Origin of the sequence: Flavobacterium sp. WV_118_3, assembly GCF_039778605.1 — a bacterium.
Lineage (GTDB): Bacteria > Bacteroidota > Bacteroidia > Flavobacteriales > Flavobacteriaceae > Flavobacterium.
Map to the genome: position 1 here is coordinate 257,876 of NZ_CP156060.1, position 22,037 is coordinate 279,912.

Consider the following 22,037-nt stretch of genomic DNA (forward strand, 5'->3'; position numbering starts at 1 on the left):
TTTACGGAATAATTAACGATTTCCTTGCTTGATTTTCTTTCCATTTCGGTTGGAATTGCTTAAATTCGCAGATAACAAAAATATTTTACATTTAATTCCTAATACAAACATGTCAAAAACTGCAATATTAGAAATTGATGGCAACAAATATGAATTCCCGGTAATAGTAGGAAGCGAGAACGAAGTTGCTATCGATATAGAAAAATTACGTGCTGCAACTGGCGCGATTACGCTTGACCCGGGGTATAAAAATTCAGGATCTTGTAAAAGTGATATCACTTTCCTTGACGGGGAACAAGGTATTCTTCGTTACAGAGGATATGCCATTGAAGACCTGGCCGAAAAAGCAAACTTTTTAGAAGTATCGTATCTGGTTATTTTTGGCGAGTTGCCAACAGTAGCTCAATTAGAAAAATTCGAAAACGATATCCGTAAATACACGTTGGTTAATGAAGAAATGAAAAACATCATCGATGGTTTTCCTAAAACCGCACACCCAATGGGCGTTCTGTCTTCACTAACAAGTGCGCTTACAGCGTTTAATCCGAAAGTTGTCAATGTTGAAAACGAAGAGGAAATGTACACCGCTGTTTGTAAAACAATGGGTAAATTCCTGGTATTGGCTACCTGGACTTTCCGTAAAACTTCTGGTTTCCCGTTAAACTACTACGACAATACGAAAGGATATGTGGAAAACTTCCTTCGTTTGATGTTCGAATTACCAACTGGACCGTATACAATCAATCCGGTTATCGTAGATGCATTGGATAAATTATTCATCCTTCATGCTGATCACGAACAAAACTGTTCTACGTCAACAGTACGTATGGTAGGTTCGTCTCATGCTGGTTTATTTGCTTCAATCTCTGCCGGTGTTTCTGCTCTATGGGGACCATTACACGGAGGTGCAAATCAGGCGGTATTGGAAATGTTGGAAGAAATCCAGAAAGATGGAGGTGATGCAGAGAAATATTTGGCGAAAGCAAAAGATAAAAACGATCCTTTCCGTTTAATGGGATTCGGACACCGTGTTTATAAAAACTTCGACCCACGTGCGAAAATCATCAAAAAAGCAGCTGATGAAGTATTGGCTACTTTAGGAGTTAACGATCCAATCTTGAACATCGCGAAACAATTAGAAGAATCGGCTTTACAGGATGAGTATTTCAAATCGAGAAACTTATATCCAAACGTAGATTTCTATTCCGGAATTATTTACCGCGCTTTAGGAATTCCAACGGATATGTTTACCGTATTGTTCGCAATCGGACGTCTTCCGGGATGGATTGCACAATGGAAAGAAATGCGGGTGAACAAAGAACCAATCGGACGTCCACGTCAGGTGTATACGGGTTATGCATTGCGTTCTTTTAAACCAATGAACGAAAGATAATAGTTGTTATCATAAATAAAAAATCCCGAAGCACAACTTCGGGATTTTTTTTATTCTGTAGTTTTTTCTGCTTCCGTATCGTCGGATACATCATCTACTTTATCTTCGGCCTTATTAATCCAATCGGAAACCGACTCTTTTGCATCGGCGGCTTTTTCTTCTAACCATTCGCCGGCATCGGTTATGGTGTCTTTGGCCTTGTCGGCAAAGTGGGTTACCGTTTCCGATACGCCCATTTCTTCCAGTTTGTTAGAAACCGTATCACCGATATCAGTAACGGTATCAGCTACCTCTTTGGAAAAAGATTCGATTTTGTCTGATGCCGCTTCAGACGTATTATGTAAGGCATCGCCAACATTTTCGGTAGTCTGTTTGGCCTTTCCGAAAAGCGAACTAAAAAAGCTTGATAATCCCATGTTTTGTAGTTTTTTAAGTAAATGTATTAAAAAATTACTTTTTGTTAGCTTATAATTGCTTTATTTTTAAGTTATTATAATTCGAAAGAATAATTCATAATCTGACGGATATTTGATCGGGACTTTTTTATTAATCAAACCCCTTTGTTTATATTTGCCAAAAGCCAAAAGCTATGTTAAGTCTAAATGTGAAAAATGAAACGTCGCGGCTTAGAGCCGTCGTTTTAGGTACTGCAGTAAATAATGGACCTACGCCCACAATTGAAGAGGCCTATGATCCGAAATCATTAGAACATATTAAAGCGGGAACTTATCCTGTAGAATCAGATATGATCAAAGAAATGGACGCCTTTAATGCCGTTTTCAAAAAATACGATGTTAAAGTGTTTCGTCCGGAAATTATAGAAAGCTATAACCAAATCTTTTCCCGTGATATCGGTTTTGTGATTGATGATACATTTGTGAAAGCCAATATATTACCGGATCGCGAAAGAGAATTGGATGCGATCCAATATATAATCGATCAGATGGACCCGCAAAAGGTGGTTCGTCCGCCTGAAGAAGTACATATTGAAGGTGGTGATGTAATGGTGTGGAATGATCATATTTTTATCGGAACGTATAAAGGAAGTGATTACAAAGATTATATCACAGCGCGTACTAATATGGAAGGTGTGGCCTATATCAAAAAACTTTTCCCACATAAAATCGTAAAAGAATTTGATCTGGTAAAATCGAAAATTGAACCGAGAGATAATGCCTTACACCTGGATTGCTGTTTTCAACCGGTGGGAACTGATAAAGGAATTATCTATAAAAGTGGTTTCCGCGAAGAAGCCGATTATATGTACCTGGTGAATCTTTTTGGAATGGAAAACCTGTTCCATATCGAAAGAGAGGAGATGTATCAGATGAATTCGAATGTGTTTTCAATTGCGCCGGATGTGGTGGTATCGGAACGCAATTTTACAAGACTAAATAACTGGTTGCGTAGTAAAGGAATTACTGTAGAGGAAATTCCGTATGCCGAAATCGCAAAACAGGAAGGATTGTTGCGATGTTCCACTTTACCGTTGATCCGGGATTAATAATTTTAAGAAAATAGTGTTATGAAACAAACAACAAATACCATTTTGATGATCCGCCCGGTGGCGTTCCGGATGAACGAACAAACGGCTGTAAATAATTATTACCAAAAAGTATTGGACAACCTGTTGCCGGCTACGGTAAATGCCAAAGCACAGGAAGAGTTTGATGCTTTTGTTGAAAAACTAAAAAACGTGGGTGTAAACGTTATCGTTGTGGAAGATACCGTTACGCCGGACACGCCGGACAGTATTTTTCCGAACAACTGGATTTCGTTCCACGAAAACGGCGATGTGGCTTTGTATCCAATGTTTGCCGAAAACCGTCGTTTAGAACGTCGTGAGGATATATTGGATATTTTGGAAGAAAAAGGTTTTCAAATCGAGAATATTGTGGATTATACCTCCGCAGAAGAAGATAATATCTTTTTGGAAGGAACCGGAAGTTTATTGTTGGATCGTGAAAACGGAAAAGCCTATTGCGCTTTGTCGCCACGAGCAGATGAAGAACTGATGATTGAGTTTTGCGAAGATTTTGAGTTAAACCCGGTAATCTTTGAAGCGTATCAAACGGTAAACGGAGAGCGCAAGCATATCTATCATACCAATGTGATGATGTGTTTGGCGGAAACATTTGCAGTAATCTGTGCCGATTGTATCGATGATACCAAAGAACGTAAAATGGTGTTGGATTGTCTGAAATCAGATGGAAAAGAAATTATATTGATCACGGAAGATCAGGTAAATAATTTCGCTGGAAATATGCTGCAGGTACGCGGTGCTAATGACAAGCGTTATTTGGTGATGAGTGCTTCGGCGCATCAGAGTCTGACAAAAGATCAGATCGCAAAAATCGAAAAACACTGCGAGATTTTAAGCTCCAGTCTGGATACGATTGAAGCCTGTGGTGGTGGAAGTGCCCGTTGTATGATGGCGGAAGTATTTTTGCCGGAAGGAGAGTAGTTAAGACTCAGCTATAAAAAAAAGGGGCAGTTCACACTTTTGAACTGCCTCTTTTTGTTTTGTATAAAGTATTAGTTCTTTACAAAGCTATCGATAATTTTATCCGTTTCTGCTTTTGGAGTATCTCCTTTTAAGTCGAATAAATAGCCGAATAACGATTTACGATTTACTTTTTCTTCTAAGTTTAAATCTTTATTTCGGTCGAAAATAGTTTGCCATTTGTCGCGAACGTTTTTCCACATCGCTTTGTTTTCTTTCCAGTATTTTTGAGCGGCAACACATTTAGAATCGGCTACTTTTGTATAGATGTCGATTCCTTTTTCCTGTGCTAATACCACATCTTTACCAGCGTCGTCACGTTTGATTTTTTTGTTATCCTGGTTGTGGATCCATCCGAATTTCGTGATTTCATGCTCGTTTCTTCTGTTTAAAACGTTGTAATCGTTACGGATGGTGTGTTCTCTTCGTGGAAGTGGCGCATCAGTATAGTTTCTCCAGTATGAAGTTCCGTCAACGTGAACCCATGTCGCGGTTCCTTCATAACGCGGACTATCGTCTACCTGGAATACCCGTTGTGTCCATTGCCCTTTTACATCGGCTTTAGAAAGCGTTTTGTATTTCCATGACGTGTCTTTAAAGAAATCGTATAAACGGGTGTTTTCAAATTCCCAATCCTGTCTCCAGTGTTTTACAATCATAGTGTCTCCTACAATTAGCAAATGCTGCATTACGATTTTGTTGGGTTTGTCTTCAACCAATTCTACCCACTCTAATCCTTTGTCATATTTTGTAGGGGATGGTTTGTAATTCTCGTCTTTTGTAGTTTTAAAAGTCTCTGCGAAATTAAACTCTACCTCATAACATCCACACATAGATTTGATCGCGTCGATGTCTTGTTTTTTCTTATTGCCTTGCGCATGACCTAAAAAGGCTGCGAACAATAAAGCAACAGTTAGTTTTTGTTTTAGATTTTTCATTATGATGTATTAATTAAAAAATTTCCTGTGCAAAAATATTAAATTTATTTAGAATGAATAAAAATTATCACTTACATTTGCAGGAAATTATTAATAATAAGTCTAAATTAATATAATAAAATGTTGTTTCAAATTCCTATTTGGTTGATCAACAATTATTAAACTCAAAAAAACGTACAAAAAAACGCATGGGTTTCAAAATAAAAATTTGCAGCGGGTTATTTCTACTGGGAGCTTTTTCCGGTTTTGCACAAGAAAATGACAGCATCGTCCCTAAAGTTAACAAATTGGATGAAGTAGTCGTAACCGGACAATACAATCCGCAATCGGTTAAAAAATCGGTTTTCGAAGTAAAAGTAATCACCAGAGCCGATATCGACAGACAAGCCGGAAATAACCTGGCGGACATCCTAAATCAGACCTTAAATATTAATATTATACCAAATGCTTCTACCGGAAAATCGGGTGTGCAGTTGTTTGGATTGGATGCGCAGTATTTTAAAATATTAGTCGATAATATTCCGGTTGTAAACGACGAAGGTCTGGGAAATAATACCGACCTGACACAAATTAACCTGGATGATATTCAGCAAATCGAAATCGTGGAAGGTTCCATGGGAGTAGACTACGGTGCGAATGCCGTTTCCGGAATTATCAATATCATCACCAAAAAATCGTCTCAGTATAAATGGGAAGTGACACCTTATATTCAGGAAGAGACGGTTGGAAAAGAATATAATTTTGCCGACAAAGGGCGTCATATTCAGTCGATCAAAATCGGACATAATTTCTCCGATAAGTTCTATGCTAACGCAATGTTTACCCGTAACGACTTTAAAGGATTCTGGAACGATAAAATGGGTGAAAATTATGTAAACAACGACGGACTTAGAGGTTACGAATGGTTGCCGAAAGTACAGTTAAACGCCAAATCATTATTAGCGTACACTACAAAAAACTACCGTTTGTTCTATAAGTTTGAGTTCTTTCAAGAAACAACCGATCGTTTTAGTGCCGATGTACAGCAAAATTTTGATCCGGTTACCGCAACAGATAACCCGATAGCAAAAGATGAAATCTACAGTTCTACACGTTATTATCATCATTTAAACGCTTCCGGAAAATTTGGAGATAACGGAATGAATTACGATGTGTCGTTTTCCTATCAGGAGCAAACCCGTGATCTTGAGAAATACAACTACAGAATCCGTCAGCAGGAGCATTTTGGAACCGAAAAATTAGAATACGAATCCCGAAAAGTATATTATTCCAAAGGTTTTTTCTCCAATTTCCTGAAAAACGAAACCTTTAATCTTCAGGCGGGATACGAAGTAAACAGCGTGAAAGGATATATTACCAGCTTAGCCGGATTGTTTAACGGTGAAAATATCGAAAGAGAATTAAACTCGTACGATGTATACACCTCTTCTGAAATCAATTTTAATAAACGCTTCTCCATTCGCCCGGGTGTACGTATGTTGTTGTCATCCAAATTCGATACACAGGCGGCGCTTTCACTTAGTGCGAAATATGCTTTCGACAGCGGATACGAATTGCGTGCGATTATAGGTACGGCACCACGACTACCAAACTTCGATGAGTTGTATACCTATATGGTCGATGTAAACCATAACATTCAGGGGAATCCGAATTTGAATCCGGAACAAGGAAAATCAATTTTCCTACACCTGAAAAAAGATACCAAATTCAACGAGGCTTTTAGCATGCAAAACAAACTTTCGGGTTGGTTTATGGATGTGAAAGACAGAATCGAAATGATCATTATCCAACAATCGCCTTTAGTATACCAATATAACAATATTGATGTGTATAAAACATGGGGATTGTCGCTAACCAATACGGCACAATACAAAAACTTTACCGGTAATTTCGGGGTTACCTTCTCCGGAATATCTAAAGTGTTAGACAGCGGTGTATTGTCAAATGACGATTATCTGTATGCCTTCCAATTAAATGCGAATACGTCGTATACCATACCAAAATGGGGGACTGTTTTCTCGGCCTATGTAAAATATAACGGACCGCAATATCAGTTTGTAGAAAGAAACGGCGCATTGGAAAGAGGAAAACAAAATCCATTTACCTGGTTGGATGCGACAATCAAGAAAACATTTCTGGATAAAAAACTGGAAGCAACTATCGGAGCGAGAAACCTTTTGGACATCACGACGATTAATACCACGGCTACAGAAGCCGGAGCGCATTCGGCAGCCGGAACAAATATCCTGATGGGTTACGGAAGATCCTACTTCGTAAAATTATTGTATAAGTTAAATATGTAATCAACATGAAATCTAAAATACTACAACTAGCATTATTCCTGATCCTGTTCGTAACAGCATCCTGCGAAAAAGATTATACTGTTGAACAGAATCCTTTTGTGATTGCTTTCGAAAGACAATCGATCGATTTTTCAACGATTCCGGATCAAAGGGAAATGAAGCTTATTTTTTCGGAACCGGCAAAAACCGATGGAAAAATCAGCATCAAATTATCCGGAACCCATGCCAGCTATGGTGTCGACTTTAGTACGCTTCCGGAAGCACAGGGTGGTGTTTTAGAACTGCCGTTTGCAAAAGGACAAAGTGAATTGACCTTTACATTTAAAAACCTGATTTATCCATTTGATAACGACGAAAAATCCATTTTGATGGAAGTAGTGGCGATTAACTATGCCGGTGAAGCATCCATTCAGGGTTATACCAGTTCATTGGTTTCATTCCAACGATCATTGGGAGCGACCTTATTGCCGGAAATCGGAGGACCAAACCAGGGGAATCAGATTTTTGTAGACTTGAGTAAAGAAACCATGACGAGTTCGCGTAGAGATATTTGGGATCTTGGGTTTTATTCCGGAAACCAGTTCCGTGTAACCATCAATGGTTCGTTATATATGGCAGTTAAAAAATTAGACGCTACGAATATCGATGCGGTAAACGAAGCCAGTGTAAATGCCTTTTTCCCGCAGGTTGCCGTTGGTACTTTCGATCCTTCGAATACCAATTATATCGATGCACCAAATGGTTTGATCAATCAAACGGCAATCGCTGAAATTTCGGCAAACGACGCCGAAAACAATGTCTATCTGGTAAATATGGGATATACCATCGGTAATACAACACCTCCGGCGGGAACTGTAGCCATTGCAGGTGATGCCCGTGGATGGAAAAAAATAAGAATCTTACGCGACGGTGACAACTATATGTTGCAATATGCCGATTTGAACAGTACGACACACCAACAGGTTTCGATCCCTAAAAAACCGGATTACAACTTTACGTTCTTTAGTCTGGCGACACAAAATGTGGTGAATGTAGAACCGCAAAAGAATTTATGGGATCTCTGCTTTACGGTATTCACCAACGAAATCCAGGGTTCTGGCTCTTATGGTTATTCCGATTTCGTATTGAATAACCTGAAAGCAGGTGTAAAAGGATATCGGGTAGCGGTAACTTCGGCTGTGAATTTTGGCAATTTCGCGATGACAAACGTAGTGGAAAGCAATTTTATAGACGATCAGCGTGTGATTGGTGCCGAATGGCGTGATGTATTTACCGGTAGTGCCTATACTGATCGTTTCTATGTGATCAAAGACGCCGATGGGAACTACTATAAAGTGCGAATGCTGGAATTCTTAAATGAAGGTGGCGTACGGGGATATCCAAAATTTGAATATAAACTGATACAATAAATATATAATTAAATCTAGTACTACTATGAAAAAACAAATACTACTTTTAGCAGCAATGCTGGTTGGTTCATTTGCGGGCGCTCAGACCGTTCAGCAAGGAACGGTAACTATGGGACCAAGTTACGCGAACCAGGTGTATTTTAAATTCGCAACTCCGGGAGTAACCAATGCGTATCCACACAGTTCCTGGGATGTTGCTTTCTACAGAAAAAGTGCGATGGCTTTTGCAACCCGTATTAACGATGCAAAAGGTATCGAAGTATACCAGGCTTCTAATACAGTAAGTAACTGGGCTTCTATCGATGTAAGTCAGGTGGCAAACTGGACACGTCTATACAACAGTGATATCGAGTGGACTAAAGGAGCTTTCGATTATGGTACGGCTACCTACGGTTGGGGTGAATATAATATGGCAAACCACCACGTAACCGGATCAATCATTTTTGTATTGAAATATCCAAACGGGACCTATAAAAAATTCAAAATTGATGACTTCTTCGGAGGATATACCTTTACCTATGCAACCTGGAATGCCGGAACAAGTACTTGGAGCGCCGATCAGACAAAAGTGGTAGCGAATTCGACGAACCCGAACAATATCTTTAATTATTTCTCTTTGGAAACGGACGCAGCGGTTACAGCTGAGCCGGCCTCTGCCGATTGGGATTTGATCTTTACTAAGTTTACAACCGATTACCCAATGGGAGGAACTACAACGAAATATCAGGTAACAGGTGCTTTACACCACCCGGATGTTAAAGTGGCTAAAAATGTAGAGCCAGGAGGTGTAATGAATACGGCTAACCTTACTTTTGCTTCGGCTATCAATACTATCGGATACGACTGGAAAACGTTTAACGGATCGACTTATACTATCGACGGATCGAAAGCATACTATGTAAAACAAGCTAATGGTACTGTTTACCGTGTGGTATTCACATCATTTGTTGGAAGTTCAACCGGAGTGATTACATTCAACTACCAGGATGTAACCAATGCTTTGGGTACCGTATCATTTGAAGATAAAATCGCTTTCGGAATTTACCCGAATCCGTCTTTAGATAAAAAAATCAATTTGATCTACGATAGTAAAGAAAATATGGATGCCAATAGTAAAGTGAGTATCTATTCGATGACCGGTGCGAAAGTTTTCGAAACCGCTATCGAAACTGCTCAGGGATTCTACAACAGAGAATTGGATTTATCTGCTTTAGGAACCGGTATCTATATACTGAATCTTGAGTCGGGAAGTAGTACGATTACTAAAAAAGTAATCCTAAAGTAATGCTTTCCAATTGAGTAGTTAGTTTAAATGTTTGTTTTTGTTTTAGAAAGAGATTTCAGTATTGGAATCTCTTTCTTCTTTTTAGGGCGATACGGTTTTTAAGATGTTCACCACCGCACTGCTGATATATTGTATTCCGATGGCGATAACGATAAAACCGATAATTCTCGAAATCGCTACAATTCCCGAAGCACCAAGAATACGGGAAAGGTAATGCGCACTTTTTAGAATGATGAAAATAGTAAGCGCTACCGCTAAAATTGCCGAGCAGACAATCGCTTTTTCGGTCACCTCGGTAAAATCCTGATAAAACGCAATCAATAAGGAAATGGAACCCGGTCCGGCCAACATCGGGATTGCTAGTGGCGTTAACGCAATATCACTTCGTTTCTGAGCATCGTGCGCCACTTTTTTATTCACACCTCTTGTTTTGTTGAATTTCCCGGATAGTAATGCAAATCCCGAATTTACGATGACTAATCCTCCGGCAATACGTAACGCATCGATACTGATACCGAAAAACTTCAATACATATTCGCCGATAAAAAACGAAATAACCAGAATAATAAAAACGTTTACAGCGGTCCATAACGAGATTCTCGATCGTTCCGCGCTGCTTTCGTGATGTGTCAATCCAACAAAGATCGGGATAACACCCAAAGGGTTTAAAACGGAAAAAAGAGCGGCGAAAATGTAAATAAATAGTTCCATAGTTTTTTTTGCAAAATAAAAGGTTAATATTCCTTTCGACTTTAGGGGAGTGTTATTTCAAAGTTATGATAAAACAATGTTATAATTGATTTGAAATGTAAGAAAATAAGCGATAAATACGTAATTTTATACGTAAATATACGAATATGAAGACATTGGTTATCGGAGCTTCGTCAAATCCGGAGCGTTATGCGAATATGGCATTGAAAAGTCTGTTAAAACACCAACACGAAGTCGTGGCAATTGGACTTAAAAAAGAAGTGGTGGAAGGCGTTACCATCGAAACGGAAAAAATACCATTTACCGGTGTGCATACGGTTACGTTATACCTGAATCCGGTTCGCCAACAGGAGTATTATGACTATATTATCAATCTGAAACCACAACGCGTGATTTTTAATCCCGGAACGGAAAATCCGGGATTCTACCGCCTGTTGCAAGCAAACGGTATCGATTGTGAAATTGCCTGTACGTTGGTATTGTTAACGACCAACCAGTTTTAAGCCGTTTTTCTTTTTTGACTAATCGCCAGTAAAAGCAAAAATGTGATAAATCCGTTGATAATGATCAACTCGCTATCGAACACATAATTGCCAAAAAACACTTTTGAATGCTGACTTAAATAGAAGGTCAGTGCCGGGGCTAATACGCAGATAAAAGGAACTAATTTGTCGCGAACATCGCGGCTTTTGACAAATAATCCGAATGCGTATAATCCCAATAACGGACCATAGGTATACGAAGCGATTTTAAAGATCATACTAACTACTGAAGCATCGTTGATTTCGTTAAAAATGATGATCACCAGAAACATCAATAAGGAAAAGGAAATATGAACCAGGTGGCGGGTTCTTACAATATTCGGTTTGTTGGCATTTTCGGCTTTGTCCATCCCTAAGAAATCCACACAAAAAGAAGTGGTTAGCGCGGTTAATGCCGAATCGGTTGTCGCAAAAGTAGCGGCCGTTAGTCCTAACAGGAATACAATTGAAGGAATGAGTGTTAAATGGTGAAAGGCAATTTCCGGGAATAATAAATCCGTACGCGGTTTACCGGTTATGGTATCCAAAGGCACTTCGATTCCGTTTTTGCCGGCATACAAATACAATAAAGCACCTACACTTAGAAAAAATAAATTGATCACCACAAAAATGGCTGTAAATGAAAACATATTCTTTTGGGCTTCTCCAATATTTTTACAGCTTAGGTTTTTTTGCATCAAATCCTGATCCAGTCCAACCATTGCAATGGTCACAAAAATACCGCCCAATACCTGTTTTACAAAATGGTAACGGCTTCCGATAAAATCGTCAAAGAAGAATATTTTGGAATAATTACTCTCTTTTATAGCTTCAAAAGCCTGTATGGCGTTATAGTCAAGGCTGTCGCAGATAAAATAAATCGTAAAAAATACCGACGATACCAGAAATAAGGTTTGTAAGGTATCGGTAATAATAATCGTTTTGAGACCGCCTTTATAGGTATAAGCAAAAATCAAACCGAGTGATATCAGTACAGTAAAGGAAAAAGGCACGTTGTAATAATCAAATACATAGCGTTGTAAAACAATCACAACCAGATACAAACGAAAGGCCGATCCGATGGTACGGCTCAATAGGAAAATAGATGCGGCGGCTTTATAACTGTAGTGGCCCAGCCGTTTTTCCATATACTCGTAAATCGATGTCAGGTTCATTCGGTAATACAACGGTAGCAATACAGTGGCAACAATGATAAAGCCAATTGCGTTTCCGAGTACAAACTGAAAATATTTGAATTGTTCCCCGTTAGGAGAGCCAACTTCACCCGGAACGGAAATAAACGTAACACCCGAAAGTGCCGTTCCGATCATCCCGAAAGCCACCAGATACCATTTGGAGTTTTTATTAGCCTTAAAAAAGGCATCATTACTATGGTCTTTTTTACTGATAACATTGGATATCAGGATTAAAAGGCCAAAGTAAATAACAATGATGGTCAATATGGTAAAAGGTGTCATTTTTGATATTTTAGGTGGAGCCAAAATACAAAAAAATGTTAATTTGAGATCACTTTTTCAGCGGATAGAGGTGAGATAAAATTCAATTAAAAACAGTAATTTTGTCCCTATGGAATTTTCGTCTAAATTATTGGAAAAGGCTGTTAATGAAATGGCGCAGTTACCGGGAATCGGAAAGCGCACGGCGTTACGACTGGTGCTTCATTTGCTAAAGCAACCGACAGAGCAAACACAGCTATTGGCAAATGCTTTAACCCAACTTCGGGAAGGCATCCGGTTTTGTACCCGTTGCCATAATATTTCCGATGAAGAAATCTGCCATATCTGTTCCAATCCTACACGGGAACAATCGGTTGTTTGTGTGGTCGAAGATATCCGTGACGTGATGGCACTCGAAAATACAGGATTATACAAAGGTTTGTATCATGTATTGGGAGGAAAGATTTCGCCAATCGACGGTGTAGGGCCAAGTCAGTTAAATATTCCATCGCTGGTGGAAAAAGTAAAATCCGGAGCGATAAAGGAAATTATTTTTGCACTGAGTTCGACCATGGAAGGCGATACGACCAATTTCTATATTTACAGGCAAATCAAAGACTGTGATGTAATCGTTTCGGCTATTGCGCGCGGTATTGCCATTGGCGACGAGCTCGAATATGCCGATGAGGTAACGCTGGGACGTAGTATTTTGCATCGAATTCCTTTTGAAAATGCCATTAAAAATTCTTAAAACTTTAAAAAATTAACGTTTCTTTGTAAAGCTATAGTGCCGTACGGAAAATAGCCTTTGATAAACTATATTTGTTGCTCAAAAAGTCATCAGAATGATAAAAACATTTTTAATGTTACTATTGGTCGGAATCTTTTCGGTTTCGTGTGTGTCCAATAAAGAATTATTGTATTTGCAGAACTATAGTAAAGATACGCTGGCTGTGGCGGTAAATCCCGTACTGTTTAAACCCTACCGTATACAAACCAACGATGTAGTGAGCATTAAAATAAAAGCACTGGACCAGAAACTGGTTGCTATGTTTAACCCTGCCGCTGCCGCAGGTAGTAGTGCCAATGGTGAAACGGAACAAAGTCTGTATTTTAACGGATTTTCGGTAAACGATCACGGAAACATCCGTATTCCGGTTCTGGGCGAAATAAATGTACTGGGCTATACGCTTGATGAAGTACGGGTTCGGATTGAAAAACAATTGTTGGAAGAATACTTTAAAAAAGAAGCCAATATTTTTGTTGATGTCCGTCTGGCTGGTTTCCGTTATACGATTAATGGTGAAATAACGGTTCCCGGAACAAAAGTACTCTATCAGGATAAGGTTACGATTATGCAGGCGATCGCCAATTCCGGCGATATTACGATGACCGGAAATCGGAAAGAAGTAATGATCATCAGGCAGTATCCACACGGTACCGAAATGCACACCATCAACCTTACCGATGCCAAAGCAATGCAGTCTCCGTATTATTATATACAACCCAACGATTATATTTATGTCAAGCCGCTCAAACAAAAATCGTGGGGAACGGGAACTACCGGAACACAAACGGTGGCGACAATCATAACAGCGATGTCATTGGTTACGACAACGTTTTTACTCTTTAAAAACTTATAGTGTATGCTAAGTACTAAAGACTTTTCCTTGTTTGAAAATCAAAATAATTTCGATTTTAAAGGCTTGCTTTTAAAAATTGTCAGTTATTGGAAATGGTTCTTAGCCTGTCTTATTGTTACTTTTTTTATCGCCTATCAGGTTAACATCCGAAAAGAAAAAATTTATGGAATGGATGCCTCTATTGTGATAAAAGACGAAAACAATCCGTTCTTCACGTCCAATACCAGTTTGGTTTTTAACTGGGGCGGAACTTCCGATAAGGTGCAAACCGTAATCAATACTCTTAAATCGCGTACGCATAACGAATATGTGGTGGATAAACTGGAGTTCTATATTGATTACCTGAAAAAAGGCAAATACAATTTTCAGGATGTTTACGGTGAAACGCCTTTTTATATTCAGATCGATAAAAATAAAAATCAGCTTGCGGATACTCCGGTGCTGATACGCTTTATAAACGAAAAGGAATATGTTGTATCGATTCCGTTTGATGAAAATACATCGGTAAAAACCTATAATTATTTACAGGGAACTACCGAAAACGTAAATGTATCGGCTGGAACGTTCGAAAAAAAGTTTGCCGTAGGCGAACCGGTACAATTGCCTTTCCTGAATCTTAAAGTACTGATTAATGCTAATCCGGGTTTTTATAGCGGAAACGAATACTACATCCGCTTTAATAATTTTGACGGTACGGTAGCCGCTTATAAAGGACTGAATGTAGAGATCGATACCAAGGCCGGATCGATTGTACGCCTTTCGTTACAGGGAACCAATAAAAAACGTTTGGTCGATTATCTGAATACGACGGTTAATGTATTGCGAAAAAAACAACTGGACAGTAAAAATCAGTTTGCTAAAAATACGATCGCTTTTATCGATAGCACGCTCATTGCAATGGAAGAACATTTAAAAGATTCCGAAAAAGAATTGAAAAATTTCCGGAAAGATAAAAATGTATTCGAACTTCAGGGCGGTGGTGAAAAAATCACAGAGCAATTATCAAATTTTGATATCGAAAAAGACGGGATTACACGTAAAATCAATTACTATAATTCCCTGAGCAATTACCTGCAAAAAAGTACCGATTATTCGAAATTACCAGCGCCTACGGTTGCCGGGATTGAAGATCCAAATATTGTGACCAATGTCGCGAAGCTGATCCAGCTTTCAAGAGAACGTTCGGAAATGGCCTACTCGGTTAAAAGTCAGAAACTTTTTGATGAGTTCGATAACCAGATGAATGCCACTAAAAGAGTATTGCTGGAAAATATCAATTCCGCTAAAAATGCCATTACGATCGACCTGGGTATCATCAATAAAAGAATTGGTCAGGCCGAAAGTACCATCCGGCAGTTGCCGGAAGAACAGCAGGAACTGATGAAGATCACCCGGAAATACGATCTGAACGATAATATTTACAGTACATTTCTTCAGAAAAGAAGTGAAGCCGATATCGTTAAAGCATCCAATGTGTCGGATATTGAATTTATCGATACCGCCAAAGATGTAGGCGGCGGATTGTTGGGGCCCAAAACAGGTGTGAATTATATTTTGGCCTTACTGTTGGGAATTTTAATTCCGCTGATTGTGGTGTTTACGATTACACTGTTGGACAATTCCATCCACGGAACGGAAGATATCGAACGACTTACTGCGATTCCGATTATCGGGATTGTAGGAAAAAAACATACCGAATCGAATATGTCGGTTTATGAAAAACCAAAATCGCCTTTGGCCGAATCGTTCCGATCCATACGATCGTCCCTTCAGTTTTTATATAAAAAGCAAAAACTCGACGGTACTAAAATTTTAATGCTCACGTCATCTGTCGGTGGCGAAGGAAAAACATTCTGTTCGATCAACATGGCTACCGTTTTTGCATTAAGTGAAAAGCGAACGGTTATTGTCGGTCTGGATTTACGAAAACCGAGAATTTTTGGCGACTTTAACATCGAAAACAATATCGGGGTAGTGAACTACCTGATCGGACAAAAGAGCATACAGGAAATTGTGCAACATACGCACGTACCTTTTCTGGATGTCATTACAGCGGGGCCGATTCCGCCCAATCCATCAGAATTATTGATTAGTCAGGCGATGACAGCCATGATCGACGAATTAAAAGAATTATATGATTACATCATTCTGGATACGTCCCCGGTTGGGTTGGTTTCGGATGCATTGGAGTTAGCACAATATTGTGATGCAACTTTATATGTGGTTCGTCAGGGCGTTACCAAAAAAGGAATGCTGGCAATCGTCAATGAAAAACACAAAAGAGGAGAACTTCATAACATCAGTATCGTATTGAATGGTTTTGAAAACAAGTCGCAGTATGGTTATGGCTATGGATACGGTTATGGATACGGTTACGGTTACGGAACCTATGTTAACGGTTATATCGAAGAAGAAATGAAAGATCAAACGATCTGGGAAAAAATAAAATCGAAAATTTTTAAACGAAAATAATGAGCACTGAAGCAGCCGATAAGGAAAAATGGTTGTATGAAATTACACCTAAAGCAAAATTGTTTTCATTCGAATTTGGAGAGATATGGAAGTATCGCGATTTATTACTGATGTTTGTAAAACGCGATATTGTAACCTATTATAAGCAAACAATTCTGGGACCGCTTTGGTTTTTAATCCAACCGCTGATCACGTCTGTAATCCAGTTTATCGTTTTTTTTAAAATTGCCAAACTACAATCGGATGGGATACCGTATTTCCTGTTTGCTCTGGCCGGAAACACACTTTGGTTCTACTTTTCCGAATGCTTTAAAACCACTTCCGAAACCTTTAGAACCAATCAGAATATTTTTGGGAAAGTCTATTTTCCCAGAATCATTATGCCACTGGCTTTAACCGTGTCGAATCTGGTGAAATTCGGAATCCAGTTTCTCTTGTTCCTCACAGTAATGGGCTATTATATGTGGCAGGGTTCTCCAATTGAACCCAAATGGACTATTATTCTTACCCCGTTTTTACTGCTCGTGATGGCTTTAATTTCATTGGGGCTCGGAATGATCATATCTTCCATGACAACTAAATATCGGGATCTCACGTTTGTGGTTTCTTTTGGAGTTTCGTTATATATGTATGTTACGCCGGTTATTTATCCGGTGTCACAGGTAATTAAAGAATTGCCGGAAGGTTATTCCTGGCTTGTCTATATTAACCCGTTGACGAGTATTTTTGAGTTTTTTAAATATTCTTTTCTGGGCAAAGGAACCTTTACAATGTTAGGACTGTTGTATTCTGTTGGAAGTACGATTGTTATTTTTCTGTTAGGATTGGTTATTTTTAATCGTACGGAAAGAAGCTTTATCGATACCATATAAAATCGACAGTCCAGGTATAAAGCTCCGGTAATAACACTTATATTTGTAGCCGGTTTTGAAAACTGTAGAAAGCATGAATAAACCTCGCAATCCGTTGCGATTTTAAAACTAATAATCAGAACATTTACATGAATATAAAGAAAATATGCTGTATCGGTGCTGGATATGTTGGAGGTCCAACGATGGCCGTTATTGCACAGAAATCCCCGGACATAAAGGTAACAGTAGTCGATTTAAACGAAAAACGTATTGCTGCCTGGAATGATGAAAATGTTGAAAATATCCCGATTTACGAACCCGGACTAAGCGATATCGTGGCTTCCTGCCGTGGACGTAATCTTTTTTTCTCAACCGAAGTGGATAAAGCGATCGATGAAGCCGATATGATTTTTATCTCGGTGAATACGCCTACCAAAACGTATGGGGTTGGGAAAGGAATGGCGGCCGATTTAAAGTATATTGAGTTGTGTGCCAGACAAATTGCCCGTGTTGCTAAAAATGATAAGATTGTTGTTGAAAAATCAACACTACCGGTACGTACTGCCAGTGCTATTAAAGATATTCTGGACAATACCGGTAACGGAGTACAATTCCAGATTTTATCCAATCCGGAGTTCCTGGCAGAAGGAACTGCTGTAGCTGATTTATTAATGCCGGATCGCGTACTGATTGGTGGCGATACAACCGAAGAAGGGCAAAATGCCATTCAGAAACTGGTGGACATTTATGCCAACTGGGTTCCGAAAGAACGTATCCTTACAACCAATGTATGGTCTTCGGAATTGTCAAAATTAACGGCAAATGCTTTCCTGGCGCAACGCGTATCATCTATCAATGCCCTGTCGGAATTATGTGAAAAAACGGGTGCCGATGTAAATGAGGTGGCCAAAGCAATTGGTATGGATAGTCGTATCGGATCAAAATTCTTAAAATCGTCTGTTGGTTTTGGAGGATCCTGTTTCCAAAAAGATATTTTAAATCTGGTTTATATTGCTAAATCCTATGGATTAAATGAAGTAGCCGATTATTGGGAGCAAGTGATCATTATGAACGACCACCAGAAGCGCCGTTTTGGTAAAAATATTATCCAGACGTTATACAACACGGTTTCCGGAAAGAAAATCGCTTTTATGGGATGGGCATTTAAAAAAGATACCAATGATACCCGCGAATCAGCGGCTATTTATGTAGCTGATGACTTGTTGAGCGAACGTGCGGAAATTGCAGTATATGATCCGAAAGTACAGGAAGACCAGATTTTTTATGATCTGGATTATCTGGAAACCCGTTCTTCAGAAGAAAACAGAAATGGATTAACGGTGACCAACGATCCGTATGAAGCCACAGATAAAGCACATGCCATTGCAGTATTAACCGAATGGGACGAATTTAAAACCTACGACTGGCAACGAATTTATGACAATATGCTAAAACCGGCTTTTGTTTTCGATGGTAGAAATCTGTTGGATAAAGAAGCCCTTCAAAAAATAGGATTTGTATACCAGGGTATCGGTTCATAAGCATCAAAAATAGACTATCAAAAATGCCTTTCTTATGTAAATGAGAAAGGCATTTTTCTTTAAAAAATAATGAATTTTGTGACTTTTTAAAATTTCTGTAAAAAAATATTTTTGTTACAAAATAACGAGTACTTTTGTTGCTCATAATTATAGGCATGTTAGAATCTTTAATAACATCTAAAACCCGACTACGGCTATTGGTTAAGTTTTTTATCAACGCAGCCAATCATGGTCATTTGAGAGGTTTAGCCGAAGAATTCAGCGAATCGACCAATGCGATACGTAAAGAATTAAACAATCTTTCGGAAGCCGGTTATCTTGAAAAAGAAGCCATACGCAATACGATTTCCTATCGGGCCAATACCAATCATCCTCTTTTTTCGTTGTTGCAAAGTGTGGTTCGACGAACAATAGGTCTGGATACGATAGTAGCAACCATATTGGAACGAATGGGTGAAGTAAAAAAAGTATACCTCATTGGCGATTATGCCGAAGGGAGGGATACCGGTACCATAGAAGTCGTATTGGTAGGAAAAGAGCTCAATGCGGAATATGTGGAACAGCTGGCTTACAAAATTGAAGAAGAAATCAAGCGAAAAGTAAAGTTTATCCTAACGGATGATTTTGATAAAAAAGGACTGTTGCTTTTTGGAGGTAGCAATTAATTCGCGAATCAAAGACCAACCGTTTGGGAATTCTTTAGTAATAAAAAATATTTATCCTAATAAAAAATATAGAAAATGAGTAAACTTTTGATTACCGGTGGTGCTGGATTTATCGGATCGAATCTTATAGAATACTTTCTGAATAAAAAACACAGCATCGTTTGCCTGGATAATTTTTCAACGGGTTATCGTCACAATATCGAACCGTTTCTGAATAATCCGGACTTTACCTTAATCGAAGGCGATATCCGCGATTTGGAAACCTGTAGAAAAGCAGTCGAAGGAGCCGATTATGTTTTACATCAGGCCGCATTAGGATCGGTGCCGCGGTCTATTAACGATCCGATTACCAGTAACGAGGTAAATGTATCCGGCTTTCTGAATATGCTGGTTGCTGCCAGAGATGCCGGTGTAAAACGATTTGTATATGCGGCGAGTTCGTCAACCTATGGCGATTCGGAAGCATTGCCAAAAGTCGAAGATAAAATAGGAAAACCGTTATCGCCTTATGCCATTACAAAATATGTAAATGAATTATACGCTGATGTTTTTAGTAAAACCTACGCAATGGAAACCATCGGATTGCGTTATTTTAACGTTTTCGGACGACGACAAAATCCAAATGGTGCCTATGCGGCCGTAATCCCGAAATTCGTCATGCAGTTTATGGAACATGAAAGCCCGGTAATTAATGGCGATGGGCAATATTCCAGAGATTTTACCTATATCGATAATGTGATCCAGATGAATGAGCTGGCAATGACCACAAAATCACCGGAAGCGATTAATACGGTATACAATACGGCTTATGGTGACAGAACGACTTTAAAGCAGTTGGTTGAGTATCTGAAAGAGTTTTTATCGGAGTACGATCCGGAAATAGCCAATGTAGCGATTATACACGGGCCAAATCGTGCCGGCGACATTCCGCATTCGCTGGCCAGTATCGACAAAGCACGAACATTGCTCGGATATGATCCGCAATTTTCAATTAAAGAAGGATTAAAAGAAGCCGTTTCCTGGTACTGGGAAAACTTAAAATAACGTAAAAAGCATTCCATGACTACTAAAATTGCCGTTATAGGTTTAGGATATGTAGGCTTGCCATTGGCAAGATTGTTCGCTACAAAATATGCTGTTATTGGTTTTGATATCAACCAACAGCGAATCGATGAATTAAATTCCGGAAAAGACGTAACGCTCGAAGTAGACGAGGCGACTTTAAAATCGGTGTTGGTCGATCGGGAAAATATATCCGGAAAGGGATTGTATTGTTCCGCTGATCTGAAAGACATCCAGGAGTGTAATTATTATGTTGTTACGGTGCCAACACCGGTAGACAAACACAATCGTCCGGATTTGACGCCGCTTTATAAAGCCAGTGAAACGGTTGGTAAAGTGCTGAAAAAAGACGATATTGTGATTTATGAATCCACTGTATATCCGGGCGTAACCGAAGAGGAATGCGTACCGGTACTGGAAAAAATATCGGGTTTAAGGTTTAACGAAGATTTTTTTGCGGGCTATTCTCCCGAGCGAATCAACCCGGGCGACAAGCAGCATACTGTCGAAAAGATCTTAAAGATTACTTCCGGTTCCACTCCCGAAATCGGTCAGAAAGTAGACGAATTATATAAAAGTGTTATTGTAGCCGGAACGCATCTGGCGCCCACGATAAAAGTAGCGGAAGCCGCTAAAGTGATCGAAAATTCACAGCGCGACATCAATATTGCCTTTGTCAATGAGTTGGCTAAGATTTTTAATATTCTGGAAATTGATACCCAGGCGGTTTTGGAAGCTGCCGGAACCAAATGGAACTTTTTGCCGTTCCGACCGGGATTGGTTGGCGGTCACTGTATTGGTGTCGATCCGTATTATCTGGCTCAGAAAGCACAGGAAAAAGGATACCATCCGGAAATCATTTTGGCCGGTCGTCGTTTAAACGACAGTATGGGCGAGTATGTGGCTTCGCAGGTGGTAAAACTGATGATTAAAAAAGGAATTTCGGTTAACGGTGCCCAGTTGTTGATGATGGGAATTACGTTTAAAGAAAACTGTCCGGATGTTCGCAATACCAAAATCGTAGATGTTATTCAGTCACTGGAAGAATATGGGATCACCGTAACGGTTTATGATTGTTGGGCGGATGCCGATGAGGTAAAACACGAATACGGAATTGAAATGGAAAACGAATTGCCAAATCAAAAGTTTGATGCGGTGGTATTAGGCGTTAGCCATAAGGAATTTTTGACTTTGGATTATAAAACGTTACAGGCCGAAAACAGTATCCTTTATGATGTAAAAGGAATACTGACAGAAAAGGTTGATGGGAAGTTATAATAAGC

General features: G+C 39.2%; 19 protein-coding genes. 15 read left to right on the forward strand and 4 right to left on the reverse strand.

The window, feature by feature from the left end; translation table 11 throughout:
* Nucleotides 1-109 precede the first annotated feature (109 nt).
* The gene (locus ABFU83_RS01160; protein ID WP_347068244.1) at nucleotides 110-1,393 is read left to right on the forward strand and encodes a citrate synthase; all 1,284 of its coding nucleotides are present in this window, start codon (nucleotides 110-112) and stop codon (nucleotides 1,391-1,393) included.
* A gap of 50 nt (nucleotides 1,394-1,443) precedes the next feature.
* Here ABFU83_RS01160 and ABFU83_RS01165 read toward each other — a convergent pair whose 3' ends face one another.
* Complete coding sequence (locus ABFU83_RS01165) at nucleotides 1,444-1,809, reverse strand: hypothetical protein (RefSeq protein ID WP_347068246.1); 366 nt, start codon at nucleotides 1,807-1,809, stop codon at nucleotides 1,444-1,446.
* A 173-nt stretch (nucleotides 1,810-1,982) separates the two neighbouring features.
* On the opposite strand from ABFU83_RS01165, the gene ABFU83_RS01170 reads away from it, so the two are divergent.
* The gene (locus tag ABFU83_RS01170; RefSeq protein ID WP_347068248.1) at nucleotides 1,983-2,897 is read left to right on the forward strand and encodes an arginine deiminase family protein; all 915 of its coding nucleotides are present in this window, start codon (nucleotides 1,983-1,985) and stop codon (nucleotides 2,895-2,897) included.
* 21 nt (nucleotides 2,898-2,918) lie between these two features.
* A complete protein-coding gene (gene ctlX / locus ABFU83_RS01175) occupies nucleotides 2,919-3,857 on the forward strand; it encodes a citrulline utilization hydrolase CtlX (protein ID WP_347068249.1) in 939 nt (312 codons plus the stop codon).
* A 71-nt stretch (nucleotides 3,858-3,928) separates the two neighbouring features.
* On the opposite strand, the gene ABFU83_RS01180 is transcribed toward ctlX, so the two are convergent.
* On the reverse strand, nucleotides 3,929-4,834 hold the full coding sequence (locus tag ABFU83_RS01180; protein ID WP_347068251.1) for a DUF6607 family protein: 906 nt from the start codon (nucleotides 4,832-4,834) through the stop codon (nucleotides 3,929-3,931).
* A 188-nt stretch (nucleotides 4,835-5,022) separates the two neighbouring features.
* On the opposite strand from ABFU83_RS01180, the gene ABFU83_RS01185 reads away from it, so the two are divergent.
* From ABFU83_RS01185 to ABFU83_RS01195, 3 genes are read left to right on the forward strand one after another with little or no spacing between them, the layout of a single operon-like run.
* Nucleotides 5,023-7,137 (forward strand): TonB-dependent receptor plug domain-containing protein, encoded by a 2,115-nt coding sequence (locus ABFU83_RS01185; RefSeq protein WP_347068253.1) that lies wholly within the window; start codon nucleotides 5,023-5,025, stop codon nucleotides 7,135-7,137.
* A 5-nt stretch (nucleotides 7,138-7,142) separates the two neighbouring features.
* On the forward strand, nucleotides 7,143-8,546 hold the full coding sequence (locus ABFU83_RS01190; protein ID WP_347068255.1) for an HmuY family protein: 1,404 nt from the start codon (nucleotides 7,143-7,145) through the stop codon (nucleotides 8,544-8,546).
* 25 nt (nucleotides 8,547-8,571) lie between these two features.
* The gene (locus ABFU83_RS01195) at nucleotides 8,572-9,831 is read left to right on the forward strand and encodes a T9SS type A sorting domain-containing protein (protein ID WP_347068257.1); all 1,260 of its coding nucleotides are present in this window, start codon (nucleotides 8,572-8,574) and stop codon (nucleotides 9,829-9,831) included.
* A gap of 81 nt (nucleotides 9,832-9,912) precedes the next feature.
* Here the strand turns inward: ABFU83_RS01195 and ABFU83_RS01200 are convergent, their stop codons facing one another.
* Entirely contained in the window at nucleotides 9,913-10,542 is a 630-nt protein-coding gene (locus ABFU83_RS01200) for a MarC family NAAT transporter (RefSeq protein ID WP_136403079.1), read from the reverse strand.
* Nucleotides 10,543-10,688: 146 nt separating this feature from the next.
* On the opposite strand from ABFU83_RS01200, the gene ABFU83_RS01205 reads away from it, so the two are divergent.
* The gene (locus tag ABFU83_RS01205) at nucleotides 10,689-11,045 is read left to right on the forward strand and encodes a CoA-binding protein (RefSeq protein WP_347068260.1); all 357 of its coding nucleotides are present in this window, start codon (nucleotides 10,689-10,691) and stop codon (nucleotides 11,043-11,045) included.
* Here the strand turns inward: ABFU83_RS01205 and ABFU83_RS01210 are convergent.
* Complete coding sequence (locus ABFU83_RS01210; RefSeq protein ID WP_347068262.1) at nucleotides 11,042-12,541, reverse strand: sodium:solute symporter; 1,500 nt, start codon at nucleotides 12,539-12,541, stop codon at nucleotides 11,042-11,044. The genes ABFU83_RS01205 and ABFU83_RS01210 overlap by 4 nt on opposite strands.
* Nucleotides 12,542-12,650: 109 nt before the next feature.
* Here ABFU83_RS01210 and recR point away from each other — a divergent pair, with 109 nt between their 5' ends.
* The 8 genes from recR (at nucleotide 12,651) to ABFU83_RS01250 (ending at nucleotide 22,032) form a co-directional block, all read left to right on the forward strand.
* A complete protein-coding gene (recR, locus tag ABFU83_RS01215) occupies nucleotides 12,651-13,271 on the forward strand; it encodes a recombination mediator RecR (protein WP_347068263.1) in 621 nt (206 codons plus the stop codon).
* 94 nt (nucleotides 13,272-13,365) lie between these two features.
* The gene (locus tag ABFU83_RS01220; protein WP_347068265.1) at nucleotides 13,366-14,163 is read left to right on the forward strand and encodes a polysaccharide biosynthesis/export family protein; all 798 of its coding nucleotides are present in this window, start codon (nucleotides 13,366-13,368) and stop codon (nucleotides 14,161-14,163) included.
* A 3-nt stretch (nucleotides 14,164-14,166) separates the two neighbouring features.
* Nucleotides 14,167-16,635, forward strand: coding sequence for a polysaccharide biosynthesis tyrosine autokinase (locus tag ABFU83_RS01225; protein WP_347068267.1), 2,469 nt, complete (start codon nucleotides 14,167-14,169; stop codon nucleotides 16,633-16,635).
* Nucleotides 16,635-17,507, forward strand: a complete 873-nt coding sequence (locus tag ABFU83_RS01230) for an ABC transporter permease (protein WP_136403085.1) — start codon at nucleotides 16,635-16,637, stop codon at nucleotides 17,505-17,507. The genes ABFU83_RS01225 and ABFU83_RS01230 overlap by 1 nt, the downstream gene beginning before the upstream one ends.
* 128 nt (nucleotides 17,508-17,635) lie before the next feature.
* Nucleotides 17,636-19,027 (forward strand): UDP-glucose 6-dehydrogenase, encoded by a 1,392-nt coding sequence (locus ABFU83_RS01235; RefSeq protein WP_347068269.1) that lies wholly within the window; start codon nucleotides 17,636-17,638, stop codon nucleotides 19,025-19,027.
* Nucleotides 19,028-19,182: 155 nt separating this feature from the next.
* Nucleotides 19,183-19,692: an ArsR family transcriptional regulator gene (locus ABFU83_RS01240; protein WP_347068271.1), complete on the forward strand. Its 510-nt coding sequence runs from the start codon at nucleotides 19,183-19,185 to the stop codon at nucleotides 19,690-19,692.
* Between the two features lie 75 nt (nucleotides 19,693-19,767).
* Nucleotides 19,768-20,736, forward strand: a complete 969-nt coding sequence (locus ABFU83_RS01245; protein ID WP_347068273.1) for an SDR family oxidoreductase — start codon at nucleotides 19,768-19,770, stop codon at nucleotides 20,734-20,736.
* Between the two features lie 15 nt (nucleotides 20,737-20,751).
* Nucleotides 20,752-22,032 carry a nucleotide sugar dehydrogenase gene (locus ABFU83_RS01250; RefSeq protein WP_347068275.1) on the forward strand — a complete coding sequence of 427 codons (1,281 nt, stop codon included), beginning with the start codon at nucleotides 20,752-20,754 and terminating at the stop codon, nucleotides 22,030-22,032.
* Nucleotides 22,033-22,037: the final 5 nt, after the last annotated feature.

Bases quoted from the DNA above. Each gene is read 5' to 3' on its own strand.
- ABFU83_RS01160 (WP_347068244.1), top strand. From the start codon at position 110: ATGTCAAAAACTGCAATATTAGAAATTGATGGCAACAAATATGAATTC.
- ABFU83_RS01165 (WP_347068246.1), bottom strand. From the start codon at position 1,809: ATGGGATTATCAAGCTTTTTTAGTTCGCTTTTCGGAAAGGCCAAACAG.
- ABFU83_RS01170 (WP_347068248.1), top strand. From the start codon at position 1,983: ATGTTAAGTCTAAATGTGAAAAATGAAACGTCGCGGCTTAGAGCCGTC.
- ctlX (WP_347068249.1), top strand. From the start codon at position 2,919: ATGAAACAAACAACAAATACCATTTTGATGATCCGCCCGGTGGCGTTC.
- ABFU83_RS01180 (WP_347068251.1), bottom strand. From the start codon at position 4,834: ATGAAAAATCTAAAACAAAAACTAACTGTTGCTTTATTGTTCGCAGCC.
- ABFU83_RS01185 (WP_347068253.1), top strand. From the start codon at position 5,023: ATGGGTTTCAAAATAAAAATTTGCAGCGGGTTATTTCTACTGGGAGCT.
- ABFU83_RS01190 (WP_347068255.1), top strand. From the start codon at position 7,143: ATGAAATCTAAAATACTACAACTAGCATTATTCCTGATCCTGTTCGTA.
- ABFU83_RS01195 (WP_347068257.1), top strand. From the start codon at position 8,572: ATGAAAAAACAAATACTACTTTTAGCAGCAATGCTGGTTGGTTCATTT.
- ABFU83_RS01200 (WP_136403079.1), bottom strand. From the start codon at position 10,542: ATGGAACTATTTATTTACATTTTCGCCGCTCTTTTTTCCGTTTTAAAC.
- ABFU83_RS01205 (WP_347068260.1), top strand. From the start codon at position 10,689: ATGAAGACATTGGTTATCGGAGCTTCGTCAAATCCGGAGCGTTATGCG.
- ABFU83_RS01210 (WP_347068262.1), bottom strand. From the start codon at position 12,541: ATGACACCTTTTACCATATTGACCATCATTGTTATTTACTTTGGCCTT.
- recR (WP_347068263.1), top strand. From the start codon at position 12,651: ATGGAATTTTCGTCTAAATTATTGGAAAAGGCTGTTAATGAAATGGCG.
- ABFU83_RS01220 (WP_347068265.1), top strand. From the start codon at position 13,366: ATGATAAAAACATTTTTAATGTTACTATTGGTCGGAATCTTTTCGGTT.
- ABFU83_RS01225 (WP_347068267.1), top strand. From the start codon at position 14,167: ATGCTAAGTACTAAAGACTTTTCCTTGTTTGAAAATCAAAATAATTTC.
- ABFU83_RS01230 (WP_136403085.1), top strand. From the start codon at position 16,635: ATGAGCACTGAAGCAGCCGATAAGGAAAAATGGTTGTATGAAATTACA.
- ABFU83_RS01235 (WP_347068269.1), top strand. From the start codon at position 17,636: ATGAATATAAAGAAAATATGCTGTATCGGTGCTGGATATGTTGGAGGT.
- ABFU83_RS01240 (WP_347068271.1), top strand. From the start codon at position 19,183: ATGTTAGAATCTTTAATAACATCTAAAACCCGACTACGGCTATTGGTT.
- ABFU83_RS01245 (WP_347068273.1), top strand. From the start codon at position 19,768: ATGAGTAAACTTTTGATTACCGGTGGTGCTGGATTTATCGGATCGAAT.
- ABFU83_RS01250 (WP_347068275.1), top strand. From the start codon at position 20,752: ATGACTACTAAAATTGCCGTTATAGGTTTAGGATATGTAGGCTTGCCA.